This window comes from Croceicoccus marinus (genome assembly GCF_001661675.2).
GTDB lineage: Bacteria > Pseudomonadota > Alphaproteobacteria > Sphingomonadales > Sphingomonadaceae > Croceicoccus > Croceicoccus marinus.
Genome location: NZ_CP019602.1, coordinates 780,485 through 796,399 on the forward strand (window position 1 = coordinate 780,485; position 15,915 = coordinate 796,399).

Below are 15,915 nucleotides of genomic sequence, written 5' to 3' on the forward strand. Positions count from 1 at the left end.
GCGCGAAACAGGCTGGCATGTGGCCTTATCATCCCGACCTGCTCGCGGCACCTGTCCCGCGCTACACCAGCTTCCCGACCGCCGCCGAGTTCGCGGAGATCGAGCCGGGCGCCTATCGCCATGCGCTGCAGACGGTGGAGGGCGACGTCTCTCTCTATGTCCATATCCCGTTCTGCGAGAAGATCTGCTTCTATTGCGGGTGCAACACCGGCGCGGCGGGGCGGCGGCACCGGCTGGAAAGCTATCTCGACGCCTTGCACCGCGAGATCGAGACGGTTTCGGCGCTGCTGCCCCCCGGCACGCGGGTGCGGCGCGTGTCCTTCGGCGGCGGCAGTCCCAATGCCATCGCGCCGACCGATTTCGTCCGGCTGGTCGATGCGCTGACGATCCGCTTCGGCCTGTCGGACCCCATCTGGTCAATCGAACTCGACCCGCGCACCATGTCGCGGGAATGGGGGACGGTGATCGAACGCGTCGGCATCCAGCGCGCCAGCCTGGGCGTGCAGACATTCGCCGCGCATTGCCAGCAGCGGATCGGCCGTGTCCAGTCAGAGGACATGATCCTGCGCACCACCGACATGCTGCGCGATGCGGGGGTCTCCTCGCTGAACTTCGACCTGATGTACGGGCTGCCGGGGCAGGACCGCGACGATCTGCTCGACAGCCTTCAGCGCACCCGGGTGCTGGGCGCGGACCGGATCGCGCTGTTCGGCTATGCCCATGTGCCGCACGTGATCCCGCGCCAGCGCGCCATCGACGACAGCGACATGCCCGATCAGGCCGAGCGTTTCGCCATGGCCAGCCTGGGCTTTGCCTATCTGGTGACGCATGGCTACATGCCGGTCGGCTTCGACCATTTCGCGCGCGCGGGCGGCGATCCGCTGGCGCGCGCGGCGATCGAGGGGACGCTGCACCGCAATTTCCAGGGCTTCACCGACGACGACGCGCCCAATCTGATCGGGCTGGGCGCATCGGCGATCAGCTCCTTCCCGCATCTGCTGGCGCAGAATCAGAAGAACAGCGGCCGCTATCGCATGCGCGCCGGGGCGGGCCATCTGGCTACCGAACGCGGCATCCACCGCAGCGCCGGAGACCGCCTGCGCGGCGATGTGATCGAGAGGCTGCTGTGTTCGGGCCGTGCGCGGATCCGCCCGCTGATGTCGCCCGCGATCTGCCACGCGCTCGAACCGTTCCTGGAACGCGGGCTGGTGTTGCTGTCGGGCGAGCAGCTCGAGATCATGGCGGACGGACTGCCCTATGCGCGGACCATCGCCGCGCTGCTCGATCCCTATCGCCAGCACTCGCCGCGGCGGTTCAGTTCGGCGGTCTGACCCGGCCCGCAAGCAAAGGAGTTTCCATGCCACTCTGGTTCTTTCCCGCTCTGGTCGGCATCCTCGCCGCCGCCAGCCTGCTCGCGGGGATCTGGCTGCTGCTGCATCCGCGCGACGTGGCGGCGGTGTTCGCCAGGCATTCTTCGAGCGAGCTTACGCGCGGGCCGGGCAAGAGGCGGGCAAGCGATGGCGCGGTATGGACAGCGATCATCGTGTTCAACGCCGGATGGATAGGCGCACTGGTCGTCTGGCTGTTCGTGATGGGCGGCGATGCCAATCTCGTCACCGACGCCTCGCTCTGACGGTTCAGATCGCGCCCGCGGCGATATAGAGGCCGACCGCGATCACCAGCACCGCAAAAGCCCTTTCCATCAGCGTCTTGTGTCCCGAAAGCCTTTGGCCGGCAACGATCCCCACAACGGCCCCGCCGATCCCGCCCGCCACCAGCAGCGCGGTCGTCGGCCAGTCGACATAACCCGACAGCGCATAGGATGTCGCCGTGGTCAGTCCCAGCGCCGTCACCACCACCAGCGAAGTGCCGACGGCGTAGGCGAACGGCATGGCGGTCGCCGCGATCAGCGCGGGCACGATCAGGAAGCCGCCGCCGATCCCGAAGAACCCCGCCGCCAGACCGACTCCCAGCCCCAGCGGCACGAGGCGCGGCAACAATACGCGTGCGGTGCCGCGCGACAGCCGCACATCGGGATCGTCGGCGCGCCTGCGCCCGCGCAGCATCGAGAGGCCGACCCCGATCATCAGCAGGCCGAACAGCATCAGCAGGCGCGTGCCGTCGACCGACTTGCCGATCTCGGCCCCGATGGCTGCGCCGATGATCCCGGCCGCCGCGAACACGATGGCGCAGGGCCATTTGACCATCCCGCCTTTCGCATGACCGGCAAGGCTGGCCAGCGCATTGGCCGTGACCGCTACCGCCGCCGTGCCGATCGCCGCATGGGTGGAGCCGATGCCGACCACATAGACCAGCAGCGGCACCGCCAGGATCGATCCGCCGCCGCCAACCAGCCCCAGCACGGTGCCGATCACCCCGCCCGACAGCAGCGCCAACGCGATCTGGATGGCGGTCATCCTGCATCAGCCCGCCATGCGCCGGTTCCACGGCATGTGCCGCAGCATGGTCGCCATGCCGCACCATCCGGTGATCCCCGCGACCATCAGCCCCGCGCCGACGAAAGCCGACAGGCCGAAGAAGCCGGGGCCGACCAGAAAGCCCAGCACCACGCCCAGCAGCGCCAGCGAACCCGCCGCGATCTGCACCTGCCGCATCAGCTCGAGCGGCTGGCCGGTGTCCTTCGCCACGTCGAAACCGGCCTGCCGCCACGCGTCGAGCCCGCCTTCGATCATGTAACAATCCGCACCGGCGGCAGCCGACAGGCGCGCCGCATTGGCCTGCGTCCTCGCGCCCGAGCGGCAGTGATACACCACCGGCGCGCCGGTCCTTTCCATGCGGTCGATGTCAGTCACCGGCACGTTGCGCGCACCGGGGATGCTTTCGCGGGCGAATTCGTCGGGTCCGCGAATGTCGACAAGCGCCGCGCCGCTTTCGATCAGCCTTTTGGCTTCGCGCGGCGAGATGGGGGTCATGGTCATGGGATCAGTCCTCCTGACAATAGAGTTGGTAGAGCACCGCCAGCAGCGTCTCGGTCCGCGGATCGGCGATCCGGTACCACAGCGTCTGGCTCTCCCGCCGGAACGCGACGAGGCCTTCGTCGCGCATCTTCGCAAGGTGCTGCGACAGGGCGGACTGCGACAGGCCGACATCGGCCGAAAGGTCGTTCACCGTCCGCTCGCCATGTTCGACCAGCTTGCACAGCACCATCAGGCGGCGGCCATTGCCGATCGCCTTCAGCAGCTGCGCCACGCCACCTGCCTTTCGTTCGAAGGCGGCGAGATCCATCGGGAGTTTGAGCATTGTGCGTTCTTTCATATTATGTACTGCTAATATAGAACATGCTAATATATATAGTCAAGGACAGAAACGAGAGGTTTTTCCATGACTGAACCCACATCCGCCGAACCCGTCATCGAGGCTTTCTTCGATCGGCCCACCAACACGATCAGCTATCTGGTCGTCGATCCGGCGACGAAGACCGCCGCCGTGATCGACCCCGTGCTCGATTTCGACCTTGCCAGCGGAGAGGTCGATGTCGCCTCGGCCCGCCGCATCCTTTCGCGGGCACAGGCGCAGGGCTGGACCGTCGCCATGGTGCTCGAAACCCATGCCCACGCCGATCACCTGTCCGCCGCGCCCTTCATCAAGGCGAAGACCGGCGCGTTGATCGGCATTGGCGAGCATATCCGCGACGTGCAGAAGATCTTCCGACCGATGTTCGCCTTTGACGAGATGAAGACCGACGGATCGGACTTCGACCGCCTGTTCGCCGATGGCGAGCGGTTTCCCATCGGCGATCTGGAGGTGGAGGTCATCCACACCCCCGGCCATACTCCCGCCGATGTCGCCTATCGGATCGGCGATGCGGTGTTCGTCGGCGATACACTGTTCATGCCCGATTACGGCACGGCCCGCGCCGATTTCCCCGGCGGCGACGCGCGGCAGCTCTATCGCTCGATGCGCCGGCTGCTCGCCCTGCCGGACGATACGCGCCTGTTCATGTGCCACGACTACAAGGCGCCAGGCCGCGACGACTATCGCTGGGAAACGACCGTAGGGGAGCAGCGCCAGCACAGCGTCCACGTCCACGACGGCGTGACCGAGGACGAGTTCGTCACGATGCGCGAGGCGCGCGACGCCACGCTGTCCGCGCCGCGCCTGCTGCTGCCATCGATCCAGGTCAATATCAGGGCAGGGCGCTTCCCGCAGGCGGAGGAGAACGGCGTCCAGTTCCTGCGCATTCCGGTGAAGATCAGGGGCGACGCGCATCGGGACGAGGCTGCCACCGGGTCCTGAAGCGCGAAGACAGCCCCACGATACCCCTGAAGATACACCCAGATGCCCCGGCCCATACTGAGGACAATGCCCGATGGCCGCGGCCCGCCGCCCGCGTCCGGATGGGGCGGACGGCTACAGGGGCGAACATGCGATGCGATCAAGGGCGAGGGACAGGATCGGAACCGCCCTGTCGGCAAGCCCCGCGCCTCCAGCCCTCGTCCTTGTCCTCGTGCTTGTCCTTTCCGCCCGGCAGGCGCAAGCCCAGACGCCGGCACAGGGCCTTCCCGACCAGCTTGCCATCATCTACCGCGAGGCCAATGCGTCGGAGCGCGACACCATCGAGGATATCGCCAAGCGCCTCTATCCCGCCGACGTCGCGGGCTTCCTGAAGAGCTGGGAGGACGAAGGCTCGTTCGGCGCCAGCCTCGAGACCGGCAATACCTGGGAGTGGGGCGCCTATGCGGGGGCCGAGCTGACCCGCAGGAACAATCTGTGGGAACATCGCTTCTCGGCCGATTTCAACCTGCGCGAGGTCGATGGCGAACGGACCGAGGTACCGCTGAACGGCGCCTATCGCGCGCGGCGCGACTTTCGCGATTCGCCGGTCTTCGCCTTCGGCTCGCTGGCCTATGCGCGCAATCCGTTCCAGGGCATCGGGCGCCGCTTCACCGAAGTGGTCGAGGCGGGCTATCAGATCGTGGACACCGACGCCATAGACCGGGAAGCATCGGGCGGGCCGGCCACGCGCCAGACGCGCTTTACCGACGGAACCGCAGAAAACCGCCTGGCCGTGTTCCTCGACACCGATTTCAGCAGGGACATCACCGACACGCTGGCCTTTTGCGAGCATGTGACGCTGGTGCTGGACGAGGCGAAGACCACGCTTACCGACTCGACCGGATGGGACACCATCACCCGGCTCAGCGTCGTTCCAGGTCTTTGACCAGGTCGGAACCGGCATCCTCGGTCCCGTTCGCCGTCTCGACATGGAAGGTGGCCCAGATCTCGCTTTCCGGCAGGCCTTCCTGGATATTGTCGGCGGGGTTGGGATCGATCCGCGTGCCCTGGCGGTGCAGATGCGCCTTGGCGATCATGTTGGCGGTGATCGGGGCCGAGATGAACAGGAACAGCGTGATCAGCAGCTCGTGCGCGGTATAGAGCCCGTGATGGACCGGGAAATAGATCATCGAGGCGACCAGCACGCCGCCCACCCCCAGCGTGGTCGCCTTGGTCGGCCCGTGCAGCCGCGTCATCAGCGACGGCAGCCGCACCAGCCCCCACGACCCGATCAGCGCGAACGCGCCGCCCAGCAGGATCAGCGCTGCGACCAGGATGTCGGCGATGACCGTCATATCCGTCACTCCACGATATCGCCGCGCAGCAGGAACTTGGCATAGGCGACCGTTCCGACGAAGCCGACCATGGCGAACAGCAGGGCGGATTCGAAATACATCGTCGTGCCCTCGTTGATGCCGAACAACACGATCAGCGCGATCGAATTGATGACCATCGTGTCCAGTGCCAGGATCCGGTCCCCGCGCGTCGGCCCCGCGAACAGGCGCCAGACGTTGAGCAAGATGGCCAGGCCGATCATGACGAAGCCCAGCGTTATGGCCAGTGCCAGGATGGGGCTGATCATCGGAATATCCTTTTCAGGCGGGCTTCGTATCGGGACTTGATCCGGGCCACTTCGGCCTGCGGATCGCTGGCGTCCAGCGCGTGGACCAGCAGCGCGTGGCCATCGGCGGACACGTCCGCCGACACGGTGCCGGGCGTCAGGCTGATCGTGCCGGCCAGCGTGGTGATCGCCTCGGGCCGTCTGATGTCCAGCGGGATCACCAGCCAGCAGCTGTTGAGATCGCGGTTGCGGCGGAACAGGATCAGCCAGGCCACCTGGAAATTGGCGATCAGTATGTCCCACATGACCAGCCCGATATAGCCCACAAGCGGCATGCCCAGGTTGATCAGCGGCTTGTCCCGCCAATAGGGCGCGGTGAACAGCGGCACCAGGAAACCGACCAGCAGCGCCATCAGGATGGTCCCGACGCCCAGGCTGTTGGCCAGCAGGAGCCAGACCAGCACCAGCAATCCGGCCAGGGCGGGGTGGGGGAACAGGCGCCGCATCATCACTTGGCCTCCATCTCGAACGCGGGCTGGTCGACCAGTACCGCATTGACATAGCCGCCGACAGCGAAGATCTGCGCCGACGTCGCCTCGGCATTGCGGGTGACGGGGCCCGCGAACAGGGTCAGCGCCGCCAGCAGCGCGCACAGCACCCAGGCTGGCGCGCTGGCCCACGCGGAAATGCGCGAAGCGGTCAGCTCTCCCCCGTCGCGCGATTTCCAGAACAATATGCTGCCCGCCCGAGCCAGCCCCAGGATCGCCAGGAAGGTCCCGCCCAGGATCGCGGCCCAGATCCACGCGGCGAACGGCGCGTCCGCACTGGCCGCCAGGATCAGCAGCTTGCCGATGAAGCCCGACAGCGGCGGCAGGCCGGCCAGCGCGATCGCCGCCAGCATGAACAGCGCGCCATATTGCCCCATGCGCGCGAACGGCCCGTCGGGGGTCAGCGCGTCGTCGGTGTCGCCCCGCGCACGCGCCACCAGATCGGCGACCAGGAACATCAGCGCGCCCGCCAGCACCGAATGCGGCAGGTAATACAGCCCCGCCGCGACCGTGTCGGGCTGGAACAGCGCGATGGCCGACAGCAGCGTGCCGGTCGATCCGATGATGCCGAACGCCGCCATCAGCCGCATGTCCTTGGCCGCCAGCACCCCGACGAAGCCCGCCACGATGGTCAGCAGCGACGCGGGCAGCATCCAGGCCGCTGGTGCCCACGCCGCCGCGCCCGCGTCTGCCCCGAAGATCAGCACGGTGGTGCGCAGGATCGAATAGACGCCCACCTTGGTCAGGATCGCGAACAGCGCCGCCACCGGGGCGGAGGTGCTGGAATAGGCGCGCGGCAGCCACAGCTGCAGCGGCAGCAGCGCGGCCTTGAGCGCGAAGACCACGATCAGCACCTGCGCGCCGATGCGGATCAGCGGCTGGTCGCCTGCAGGCGCGGCGGCGACCCGCAGCGCCATGTCGGCCATGTTGAGCGTGCCCGTGGTGCCGTACAGGATACCCAGCGCGATCAGGAACAGCGTCGATCCGACCAGGTTGACCACCACATATTGCACGCCCGCCTGCAGCCGCGCCGCGCCCTGTCCATGCAAGATCAGCCCATAGCTGGCGATCAGCAGCACTTCGAAGAACACGAACAGGTTGAACAGGTCGCCCGTCAGGAACGCGCCGTTCAGCCCCAGCAGCTGGAACTGGAACATCGGGTGGAAATGCCAGCCCCGCCGGTCAAGCTGCGTGACGACCGAGTGGACCAGCACGCACAGCGCCAGCACATTGGTCAGCAGCACCATCATCGTCGACAGCCGGTCCAGCACCAGCACGATGCCGAAGGGCGCGGGCCAGTCGCCCAGGCGGTAGACACGGATCACCCCGTCCGACGCCTCGGCGAACAGGGCGATGGCGACCGCGACCAGCGCGGCGCTGGACGCCAGCGAGAAGATCGCGCCCAGCCGCGTGGTGCGGACCATGCGGATCAGCGTGATGGCTGCGACCACCGCCGGCAGCAGGATCGGGACGATGGTCAGCATCAGTGATTGGCCTCGCCATCGGTCAGGTCGACATCCTCGACCGTTCCGTCGACATGGTCGGTCCCGCTTTCAAGAAAGCTGCGCAGCGCCAGCACCACCACCAGCGCGGTCATGCCGAACGAGATCACGATGGCCGTCAGCACCAGCGCCTGCGGCAGCGGATCGGTGTATTCCGCGCCCTTGGCGTAGATCGGCGGCTTGTCCACCACCAGCCTGCCCATCGAGAACAGGAACGCGTTGATCGCATAGGACAGCATGGCGATGCCCAGCACCACCGGAAAGGTGCGCCCCCGCAAGGTCAGATAGATGCCCCCCGCGGTCAGCACGCCGATGGCGCTGGCAACCAGGAATTCGACGCTCATTGCGGTGCCTCCGCCCCTGCACCCTGTCCGGGCGCATCCTTTGCGCGTGCGGCTTTCTCGCGCGCATCCTCGCGGCTGGGATCGATGTCCATCGGGTGCTGCGACCCGCCCGCCTGCTCGGCGCGCTGGGTGGCGTTGGCCAGCTGCGCCAGCGCCAGCATCACCGCGCCCACCACGGTCAGCGCGACGCCGATGTCGAACAGCAGCGCGGTCGCCAGCTCGATCTCGCCCACCAGCGGGATGTGGAAATAGCCATAGGAACTGGTCAGGAACGGCTTGCCGAAGGCCAGCGATCCCGCGCCGGTCGCCGCCGCGGTCAGCACGCCCGCCGCGATCAGTGCGTGCCGCTCGATCCGGCGGCGTTCTTCGGCCCATTCGAAGCCCGATGCCATGTACTGGATCAGCATCGCGATAGAGAATACCAGACCCGCGATGAACCCGCCGCCCGGCATGTTGTGGCCGCGCAGGAATATATACAGGCCCACCACCATCGCCATCGGCAGGATCAGGCGTCCGGCGACGACCAGCATCATCGGATGCCGTTCGGGCGATCGGATGATGCCGTCCATCAGCGCCAGCAGGCGGCGGCCGGAAATGCCGCGCCCCGCCGGTTGCAGCAGTGCGAATATGGCCAGCGCCGCGATGCCCAGCACGATTATCTCGCCAAAAGTGTCGAAGCCGCGGAAATCGACCAGGATGACGTTCACCACATTGGTCCCGCCGCCGCCCGGCTTCGCCTGCAGCCAGTGGAAGGCCGAGATCGTGTCCCCCTGCGGCCGCGTCATCACCGCCCACGCGGCCCAGCCCACGCCCGCGCCACCGATCACGCCCAGCACCGCGTCGCGCACATGGCGCAGGGTCGAACTGCTGCTCGGCGGACTGCGCGGCAGCAGGTGCAGCGCCAGCAGCAGCAGCAGGATCGTCACCGTCTCGACCGAGATCTGCGTCAGCGCCAGGTCGGGCGCGGACAGGAATACGAAGCCAAGCGACACCACCAGCCCGATCACGCTGATATAGACCAGCGAGAGGAAGCGCTGCCGGTGCGACAGCACCACCGCGACCGTACCCGCCACCAGTCCCAGCCATGCCAGTATGGCGACCGGCGGGGCAGGGATCGTCTCGCGCCCGCCCGCGGCGAAGCCGCCCGACAGCCGCGATCCCAGGACCATCCCCTCGACCCCCAGCACGATGACGAAGGCGAACAGCACGAACAGCATGCGCTGCAGCGATCCGTTGTGGAAGCCATAGGACAGAACACGGCTGGCATAGACCAGGCCGAAGATGCCGCGGTCGAATATGCGCTTTGCGACGGGGACCGGCAGGGCCTGCCACAGCCGGTCGAACGCGCCATGGCGCCACAGCATCACAAGGCCGCCCGCCACCGCGATCGCGCTCATCAGCAGGGCCGGGGTCAGCCCGTGCCACAGCGACAGGTAGAAATAGGGCGGCTCGCCGCCGATCACCGCTGCCGAAACGGATTTCACGAACGGTTCGGCCACCAGCCCGGGCAGCAGGCCGATCAGCACCACCAGCACCACCAGCACCGCGGGCGGGCCCCACAAGCCGATACCGGGATCATGCGGGGGTTTCGGATAATCGTCGCGCCTGGATCCGAAGAAGACATGCGCGATGAAGCGGAACGAATAGGCCGCCGACAGCAGCGCGGCGATGGTCGCCGCCGCCGGCACCAGCCAGCCGATCCCCGCCCAGCCGGTATGCGCCGCTTCCTCCAGCATCATCTCCTTGGACAGGAAGCCGTTGAAGGGCGGGACCCCCGCCATCGACAGCGCCGCGATGGTGCCCAGCGTCGCGGTGACCGGCATCAGCGCGGCCAGCCCGCCCAGCCGCCGCGCGTCGCGTGTGCCGACCTCGTGGTCGACGATGCCCGCGTTCATGAACAGCGCTGCCTTGAACGTGGCATGGTTGATGATGTGGAACACGCCCGCCACCGCCGCCATGCGCGTGCCGAAACCGAACAGCATGGTAAGCAGCCCCAGATGGCTGACGGTGGAATAGGCGAGCAGGCCCTTCAGGTCGTTCTTGAACAGTGCGATGAACGCGCCGATCAGCATGGTCACCAGCCCGGTCGTCGCGACCAGATAGAACCACAGATCCGTCCCCGCCAGCACCGGCCACAGCCGCGCCATCAGGAACACGCCCGCCTTCACCATGGTGGCGCTGTGCAGATAGGCGCTGACCGGCGTGGGCGCGGCCATCGCGTGGGGCAGCCAAAAATGGAACGGGAACTGCGCCGACTTGGTGAAGCAGCCCAGCAGGATCAGCACCAGCGCGACCGGGTACAGCGGCGATGCCTGGATCGCGTCCTTCGCCAGCAGGATCTGCGTCAGATCGTACGATCCCGCGATCCGCCCCAGCAGCACCAGCCCCGCGATCAGCGCCAGCCCCCCGCCGCCGGTGACGGCAAGCGCCATGCGCGCGCCCTGCCGCCCGTCGGGCAGATGGCCCCAGAACCCGATCAGCAGGAACGACGACAGGCTGGTCATCTCCCAGAAGACCAGCAGCAGCAGGATATTGTCCGACAGCACGATGCCCAGCATCGCGCCCTGGAACAGCATCAGGAAGGTCAGGAAACGCGCCGAACTGTCGGCGGCGGAAAGATAGCTGTTGGCATAGACAACGATCAGGAAACCGATCCCCAGGATCAGCCCCGCGAACATCAGCCCCAGCGGGTCCATGAAGTAATGCGCGTTCAGCCCGATCGCGGGCACCCAGGCGATGCGCGTGACCGCAATTTCGCCGGCCAGCACCGCGGGCGCCTTCAGCATGACCAGCACGAAGGCGGCCAGCGTGAACAGGCCCGCGATGACGGCATGGATATTGCGCGGTGCCCGGGCCGCCAGACCGATGGCGATCGCGCCAAGGAAAGGCAGGGCGGAAATGAGCAGCAAGTCCAACGGGAACTCCGGCTATCGAACTTCAGGCCTCTGGGACAGGTCGGCAGGCGACCCGGCGATGCGCCGACGCGGGCGCGACGGTGCTGTCGATACAGGATCGGCAGCGCATGTCCATGGCTGGCCCCCGCGAAACCGGCACCGCAGGGGCAAATTCCATGCGGACCGGCACCGAATGGCCGAAATGGGGCGATTCGCGGCCAAGCAGTCCATTAACCATCATTTTCGGCCTGTCCCGCGCCGAATCGCAAATTTTTCTCGCGAAATGATTAACGCGCGGATTAACCGTGATGCACGGCCAGCCAGGCCGCTTTGCCAGATGGCAGCCGCCTGCGTTCCGTCTTTAAAGGGATGGTTAACCGGTTCGACATGGGAACCGACTTGTGACCTTAAGGGTTTCTAGCGACAAGACACAATCTGCATGAGGTAACCCGAGCCATGTATACGCCAAGCTACCGCACCAGTTCGCCCGACCGCTGGACTCTCCCGCGTCCCTATTCCGATGCTTCTCAGCGCTTTATGAAGTTCGGCGCCGTGCAGCCGATGCACGAACCGACCCTGTGGCAGAAGCTGTTCCGCGCCAGCTGAACGCCGTCTGATGGCAGGATCTTTGCATCCATCGTCGCCGCAGCGTAGAGTACCGAATGCTTAACGGCCAGCCTCCCAAAGGAGCGCTGGCCGTTTTCACGTTAACATTTGGTCCCGGAACCGGGGCGGGGCAGGGCGCCCCCTATTCGCCCCGCAAGGCCGCCAGCAACGCATCGCCGCGCACCAGCTTGAAGTTCTGCGTGGCATTGCCATCCGCATCGGGCCCGTTGTCCCCGTCCTGCGCAACGAAGATGCCATCGGGAAAGCCGGGCCCGAAACTGCCGGCCGCGAATTCGATGCCGTCGGTTTCCACCGTCCCGTCGATCCCGCCGCCATCCACGATCCGCACCCGCCCGGCATAGGCCATCGTGGGCAGCGCGAAAGCCGCATAGGCATTGTCGCCCTGGCTCGATGCGATCAGATAGCCGCCGTCGCTGCCGACCGGCGCAATCGCCAGCCCCTCGACATCGGGCACCAGCGCGGTGCCGTCGGCGCGCGAGACCAGCTCGCCCGCCGGAGAGGCTTGCGACAGGTCGAAGCGGTGGATCCCCACCGTCTCCTCGCCCACGTAAAGCATGTCGGTGCGCCCATCGACGACGCAGCCCTCGCTCTGGCTGGGAATGGCGAAGCGGCGGGTCGACAGGATCGTCGGAGCCTGCGCCGTGCCGCCGATGACCGCCTCGATCACCGGACCCTGCTTGGTCACGACATAGGCCCGCGCCAGCTGGCCCGCCGCATCGGCCTCGGCCATGCAGAAGCCATAGGCCTCGCCGCTGCCGCCGCTACCCACCTCCAGACGCGGGCCCTGCGTCAGCTGCCCGTCGCTCGCCAGTGTGAAGAACGCGATGGCGGGCGTGGCCGCGTCGGTCCGGTCGCTGGCCGCCACCAGCACGGTGCCACCCGCCAGCGAGACCAGGTCGACATTGTTGAGCAGCCCCGCGGGCACGAAATCGATGACCGTCCCGTCCAGCCGATAGCTGTACAGTCCCGCCTTCTTGTCGGTGCCCAGCAGCACGCTCTTCGCCGGGTCCGCCGGGTTGCGCCAGATCGCCGGATCGTCGGCGGCATCGGCATTGGCCGTGCCCACCGGCACCGTTTCCGCCGCCGCCGTGACGCTGCCCGTCGGCCAGGGCGAGGGCGGCCACACCGTTTCCCCCGCGCAGGCGGCCAGCAGGATCGCCGGGGCGATGGCGGCCCCGGCCCTGATCGTATTGCTCATGGACATGCTCCCGTTCCGTCCCCGCCGCATCAGAAATTCAGCCGTGCGCCGAACTTCATGGTCCAGCTATATTCCTCGTACTGCAGCAGGTTCCGCTGGCCGCCATAGTTGTTGTACGCGAAATATTTGGCGTCGTTGATGTTGACCCATTCGTAATAGAGCTGGACCTGTTCGTTCAGCCGCAGCCGCGCGCTGAGGTCGAGCTGGAAGTGATCGTCGACATAGCGGTCCTCTTCCGGATCGCCGCCCAGCTCGTCGAGATAGCGGTCGCGATAGGTGCCCGACAGGCGGATGCTGACCGGACCCTTTTCATACCCCAGCACGCCGTTCAGCGTGTGCTTCGACGTCGCGGGCAGGGTGATCTCGCGGTAGTCGGTGACCGACGACAAGTCGGTGACGTCGCCATCGGGCACGCGGCCGGTCGCATCGGTATAGGTATAGTTCGCCTGCACCAGGAAGCCCGACAGCAGGCCCGGCAGGAAGTCCAGCGCCTGGCTGACACCCAGTTCCACGCCGAAGATCTCGGCGCTCTCGCCGTTGATCGGGATGGTCGCTTCCTCGAACGCGGTGCCCAGGAACACGCCCGGCTCGTCCACGTCGACCTCGGCGATGTAATTGCTGACGTCCTTGTAGAACACCGCCGCGGTGATCGCGCCATTGCTCGACATGTAATATTCGGCGGTCAGATCGCCGTTCCATGCCTCGTAGGGCTCAAGATCGGGATTGCCGAAGGCGGCCTCGTCATCCTCGTTCAGCTCGACATGCGGGGCGAGCTGGAACAGGCCCGGCCGCACCAGCGATCGATAGCCCGCCGCGCGCAGGATCAGATCGGGCGCGGCTTCATAGCGGACATTCACGCTTGGCAGCCAGAACCCGTAATCCTTCTCGGCGGTCTGCGGCGTGACGGTGAAGAACTCGTCGTCCTCGGTCTCGGTAATGGTGACCAGATTGCCTGCCAGATCGTTCGACGTATGCTCGTATCGCACGCCCCCGATGACGGTCAGCGCGCTGTTTTCGAACCGGGCAAGGCCATAGCCTGCCAGTATGTCCTCCGACGCGGTATAATCCTCCAGCGCGCTGTCGACGCCGCTGTCGAATTCGTTCAGCTCGAACGCGTCGCGGTTGGCATCGAAGAAACGGCGGACACCGTCGTAATTGGGGACCGGATCGATGGCGGCCAGGCGATAGGTGCTGACCCCCAGTACGTCGGCAAGGGTAAACCCGTCGGTTTCCCAGAACTCGACGTCGAAATCATACCTCTTCTCGCGCCAGCGCCCCTTGAAGCCGCCCTGCAGCGTCAGCGTGCCGGCATCCAGGAAGAAGTCCTTGCCACCGTCGAACGTCACCGCATATTCGTCATCCACGGAATCGGAGAGCGCGGTATATTCGATCTCGTCCAGCTCGTAGCCCGACGGATCGCGGAATGTCCGGCCGTTGCCCGCGATGTCCAGCGTGGGCACGCGCCCGGCGAAATCGATGTCGATGCGCTGGCTGTCGCCCGAAAAGTCGCGCGCGAACACGGCGGGGTCGATCGACCCGTCCTCCTTCTCGCTCGATCGGGCATAGCTGGCCGAATATTCGGCGAACCATCCGCTGTCGAGCTGGGTCTTGCCGCCCACGACCACGTTCCAGATGCGCTGGCGTTCAAAGCGGTCCTTGCCGTCGCGCTCGACGCCCAGCTCGTATTCGCCGTCGTCGCCCTGGGCCTGCGGACCGTCGTATAAGCTGACAGTCGATCCATTGCCCACGGCCAGCGCATCCTCGACCTTCAGGATCAGGCGCCGGCGATATTCCTGGTCGTCGAACTGGCTCCACACGCCGCGCGCATACAGCTCGGTGGTCTCGCCGACGCGGAAATCCGCGCCCAGCGTGCCCGAGATGCGGGTACGCTCGACGTCATAGTCGCGGTACTGGATCTCTTCGGGATAGATCGCGCTGTCATTGTCGGTCCAGTCGTCCGCCTCGACATTGTCGGTCTCGAAGAAGCGGCGGTAATAGCTGATGCCGCCCGACACGCCGAAATCCTCGGTCACGCGCGTCGCGAAATCGAAGCTGCCCTTGGGGGTCAGCTCGTTCGACAGCTCGTTATAGCTGCCCTCGACCCGCGCGGTATAGAGCGCTTCCTCGCGGTCGAAGGCGCTGGTGGTCTCGATCTCGATCGAGGCGCCGATGGTGTCGGCATCCATGTCGGGGGTCAGCGACTTCTTGACCGTGATCGATTCGATGATGTCGCTGCTGATCACGTCGAGCGCGACCTGGCGCACGTCGCTTTCGGGCGCAGGCAGCCGCACGCCGTTGAGCGAGGTGGCGTTCAGATTGGGATCGAGCCCGCGCACCGCCACGAAGCGGCCTTCGCCCTGGTCGTTCAGCACGTTGATGCCGGGCAGGCGGCGCAGCGATTCGGCCACGTTCTGGTCGGGAAACTGGCCAATCGCGTCGCGGGTCAGTACGTCGGACACGGTATCGGCCGCCTTCTTGCGGGAAAGCGCGCTGGCCTGGTTCGCCAGCTGGCCGACGACCAGGATGGAATCGTCCGCGCTGCCCAGCGCAACGGTCTGCTGCACGGTGCCGGTTTCGGGAACGGTGACGGTGATCGTCTCGGTCGGCGCGCCGACATAGCGGACTTCCAGCGTATAGGTACCGGCGGGTACTTCGGGAAAGCGGAACGACCCGTCACGCTCGGTCGAGGTGGTGCGGCCCAGTTCCAGTATGGTGACCTGCGCGGCCTGCAGCGCGCGGGTGCCGGTCGCGTCGACGACCGACCCGTCCAGCGTGCCCGCGGCCATGGCCTGCGGCGCGGCGATGATGGCGGAAAGCGCGCTGCCGATGACAAGCGCGGTGCGGAATGTGCGGTTCATGTGACCCCCTGAAGCCTTGTGTCTGACAGGGGATGCCAAGCCCCCCTTGGCGCAGCGGCTAGGGGGTGTTTGCGACGGACACGCGAC

17 protein-coding genes are annotated in these 15,915 nt (G+C 66.5%); 6 read left to right on the forward strand and 11 right to left on the reverse strand.

Going from position 1 to position 15,915, the window contains the following annotated elements:
* The first annotated feature begins 17 nt into the window (after positions 1-17).
* Positions 18-1,331, forward strand: coding sequence for a radical SAM protein (locus tag A9D14_RS03725; RefSeq protein ID WP_066848201.1), 1,314 nt, complete (start codon positions 18-20; stop codon positions 1,329-1,331).
* Positions 1,332-1,357: 26 nt separating this feature from the next.
* Positions 1,358-1,633, forward strand: a complete 276-nt coding sequence (locus A9D14_RS03730; RefSeq protein WP_066843039.1) for a hypothetical protein — start codon at positions 1,358-1,360, stop codon at positions 1,631-1,633.
* A 4-nt stretch (positions 1,634-1,637) separates the two neighbouring features.
* Here the strand turns inward: A9D14_RS03730 and A9D14_RS03735 are convergent, their stop codons facing one another.
* From A9D14_RS03735 to A9D14_RS03745, 3 genes are read right to left on the reverse strand one after another with little or no spacing between them, the layout of a single operon-like run.
* The gene (locus tag A9D14_RS03735) at positions 1,638-2,417 is read right to left on the reverse strand and encodes a sulfite exporter TauE/SafE family protein (RefSeq protein ID WP_066843040.1); all 780 of its coding nucleotides are present in this window, start codon (positions 2,415-2,417) and stop codon (positions 1,638-1,640) included.
* Between the two features lie 6 nt (positions 2,418-2,423).
* Positions 2,424-2,939 (reverse strand): rhodanese family protein, encoded by a 516-nt coding sequence (locus A9D14_RS03740; RefSeq protein WP_066843041.1) that lies wholly within the window; start codon positions 2,937-2,939, stop codon positions 2,424-2,426.
* Between the two features lie 4 nt (positions 2,940-2,943).
* Positions 2,944-3,261, reverse strand: a complete 318-nt coding sequence (locus A9D14_RS03745) for an ArsR/SmtB family transcription factor (RefSeq protein ID WP_066843042.1) — start codon at positions 3,259-3,261, stop codon at positions 2,944-2,946.
* 81 nt (positions 3,262-3,342) lie between these two features.
* Here A9D14_RS03745 and A9D14_RS03750 point away from each other — a divergent pair, with 81 nt between their 5' ends.
* Together A9D14_RS03750 and A9D14_RS03755 are read left to right on the forward strand one after the other, a co-directional pair.
* Positions 3,343-4,257, forward strand: coding sequence for an MBL fold metallo-hydrolase (locus tag A9D14_RS03750; RefSeq protein ID WP_066843044.1), 915 nt, complete (start codon positions 3,343-3,345; stop codon positions 4,255-4,257).
* Positions 4,258-4,390: 133 nt separating this feature from the next.
* Positions 4,391-5,182: a DUF481 domain-containing protein gene (locus tag A9D14_RS03755; protein ID WP_157668126.1), complete on the forward strand. Its 792-nt coding sequence runs from the start codon at positions 4,391-4,393 to the stop codon at positions 5,180-5,182.
* Here the strand turns inward: A9D14_RS03755 and A9D14_RS03760 are convergent.
* From A9D14_RS03760 to A9D14_RS03785, 6 genes are read right to left on the reverse strand one after another with little or no spacing between them, the layout of a single operon-like run.
* Positions 5,160-5,591, reverse strand: coding sequence for a Na+/H+ antiporter subunit G (locus A9D14_RS03760; protein WP_066843047.1), 432 nt, complete (start codon positions 5,589-5,591; stop codon positions 5,160-5,162). The genes A9D14_RS03755 and A9D14_RS03760 overlap by 23 nt on opposite strands.
* 5 nt (positions 5,592-5,596) lie before the next feature.
* Complete coding sequence (locus tag A9D14_RS03765) at positions 5,597-5,878, reverse strand: K+/H+ antiporter subunit F (protein WP_198302043.1); 282 nt, start codon at positions 5,876-5,878, stop codon at positions 5,597-5,599.
* Complete coding sequence (locus A9D14_RS03770; RefSeq protein ID WP_066843048.1) at positions 5,875-6,366, reverse strand: Na+/H+ antiporter subunit E; 492 nt, start codon at positions 6,364-6,366, stop codon at positions 5,875-5,877. The genes A9D14_RS03765 and A9D14_RS03770 overlap by 4 nt, the downstream gene beginning before the upstream one ends.
* On the reverse strand, positions 6,366-7,889 hold the full coding sequence (locus A9D14_RS03775) for a monovalent cation/H+ antiporter subunit D (protein WP_066843051.1): 1,524 nt from the start codon (positions 7,887-7,889) through the stop codon (positions 6,366-6,368). The genes A9D14_RS03770 and A9D14_RS03775 overlap by 1 nt, the downstream gene beginning before the upstream one ends.
* Positions 7,889-8,251, reverse strand: coding sequence for a Na+/H+ antiporter subunit C (locus tag A9D14_RS03780; protein ID WP_066843053.1), 363 nt, complete (start codon positions 8,249-8,251; stop codon positions 7,889-7,891). Before A9D14_RS03780 ends, A9D14_RS03775 begins: the two co-directional genes overlap by 1 nt.
* Positions 8,248-11,166 (reverse strand): monovalent cation/H+ antiporter subunit A, encoded by a 2,919-nt coding sequence (locus A9D14_RS03785; RefSeq protein ID WP_066843055.1) that lies wholly within the window; start codon positions 11,164-11,166, stop codon positions 8,248-8,250. Before A9D14_RS03785 ends, A9D14_RS03780 begins: the two co-directional genes overlap by 4 nt.
* Before the next feature lie 107 nt (positions 11,167-11,273).
* Here A9D14_RS03785 and A9D14_RS19315 point away from each other — a divergent pair, with 107 nt between their 5' ends.
* Both A9D14_RS19315 and A9D14_RS19770 read left to right on the forward strand, forming a co-directional pair.
* On the forward strand, positions 11,274-11,432 hold the full coding sequence (locus A9D14_RS19315) for a hypothetical protein (protein WP_157668127.1): 159 nt from the start codon (positions 11,274-11,276) through the stop codon (positions 11,430-11,432).
* A gap of 169 nt (positions 11,433-11,601) precedes the next feature.
* Entirely contained in the window at positions 11,602-11,751 is a 150-nt protein-coding gene (locus A9D14_RS19770) for a hypothetical protein (RefSeq protein WP_185883882.1), read from the forward strand.
* A gap of 142 nt (positions 11,752-11,893) precedes the next feature.
* On the opposite strand, the gene A9D14_RS03790 is transcribed toward A9D14_RS19770, so the two are convergent.
* Positions 11,894-12,970, reverse strand: coding sequence for a phytase (locus tag A9D14_RS03790; protein WP_232468755.1), 1,077 nt, complete (start codon positions 12,968-12,970; stop codon positions 11,894-11,896).
* Positions 12,971-12,999: 29 nt separating this feature from the next.
* Positions 13,000-15,828 (reverse strand): TonB-dependent receptor, encoded by a 2,829-nt coding sequence (locus A9D14_RS03795; RefSeq protein ID WP_066843057.1) that lies wholly within the window; start codon positions 15,826-15,828, stop codon positions 13,000-13,002.
* Between the last annotated feature and the right edge of the window lie 87 nt (positions 15,829-15,915).

Coding starts and splice junctions, on each gene's coding strand:
- A9D14_RS03755 (WP_157668126.1), top strand. CDS start 4,391: ATGCGATCAAGGGCGAGGGACAGGATCGGAACCGCCCTGTCGGCAAGC.
- A9D14_RS19770 (WP_185883882.1), top strand. CDS start 11,602: ATGTATACGCCAAGCTACCGCACCAGTTCGCCCGACCGCTGGACTCTC.
- A9D14_RS03745 (WP_066843042.1), bottom strand. CDS start 3,261: ATGCTCAAACTCCCGATGGATCTCGCCGCCTTCGAACGAAAGGCAGGT.
- A9D14_RS19315 (WP_157668127.1), top strand. CDS start 11,274: ATGTCCATGGCTGGCCCCCGCGAAACCGGCACCGCAGGGGCAAATTCC.
- A9D14_RS03730 (WP_066843039.1), top strand. CDS start 1,358: ATGCCACTCTGGTTCTTTCCCGCTCTGGTCGGCATCCTCGCCGCCGCC.
- A9D14_RS03780 (WP_066843053.1), bottom strand. CDS start 8,251: ATGAGCGTCGAATTCCTGGTTGCCAGCGCCATCGGCGTGCTGACCGCG.
- A9D14_RS03765 (WP_198302043.1), bottom strand. CDS start 5,878: ATGATCAGCCCCATCCTGGCACTGGCCATAACGCTGGGCTTCGTCATG.
- A9D14_RS03760 (WP_066843047.1), bottom strand. CDS start 5,591: ATGACGGTCATCGCCGACATCCTGGTCGCAGCGCTGATCCTGCTGGGC.
- A9D14_RS03770 (WP_066843048.1), bottom strand. CDS start 6,366: ATGATGCGGCGCCTGTTCCCCCACCCCGCCCTGGCCGGATTGCTGGTG.
- A9D14_RS03740 (WP_066843041.1), bottom strand. CDS start 2,939: ATGACCATGACCCCCATCTCGCCGCGCGAAGCCAAAAGGCTGATCGAA.
- A9D14_RS03775 (WP_066843051.1), bottom strand. CDS start 7,889: ATGCTGACCATCGTCCCGATCCTGCTGCCGGCGGTGGTCGCAGCCATC.
- A9D14_RS03790 (WP_232468755.1), bottom strand. CDS start 12,970: ATGAGCAATACGATCAGGGCCGGGGCCGCCATCGCCCCGGCGATCCTG.
- A9D14_RS03725 (WP_066848201.1), top strand. CDS start 18: ATGTGGCCTTATCATCCCGACCTGCTCGCGGCACCTGTCCCGCGCTAC.
- A9D14_RS03750 (WP_066843044.1), top strand. CDS start 3,343: ATGACTGAACCCACATCCGCCGAACCCGTCATCGAGGCTTTCTTCGAT.
- A9D14_RS03735 (WP_066843040.1), bottom strand. CDS start 2,417: ATGACCGCCATCCAGATCGCGTTGGCGCTGCTGTCGGGCGGGGTGATC.
- A9D14_RS03795 (WP_066843057.1), bottom strand. CDS start 15,828: ATGAACCGCACATTCCGCACCGCGCTTGTCATCGGCAGCGCGCTTTCC.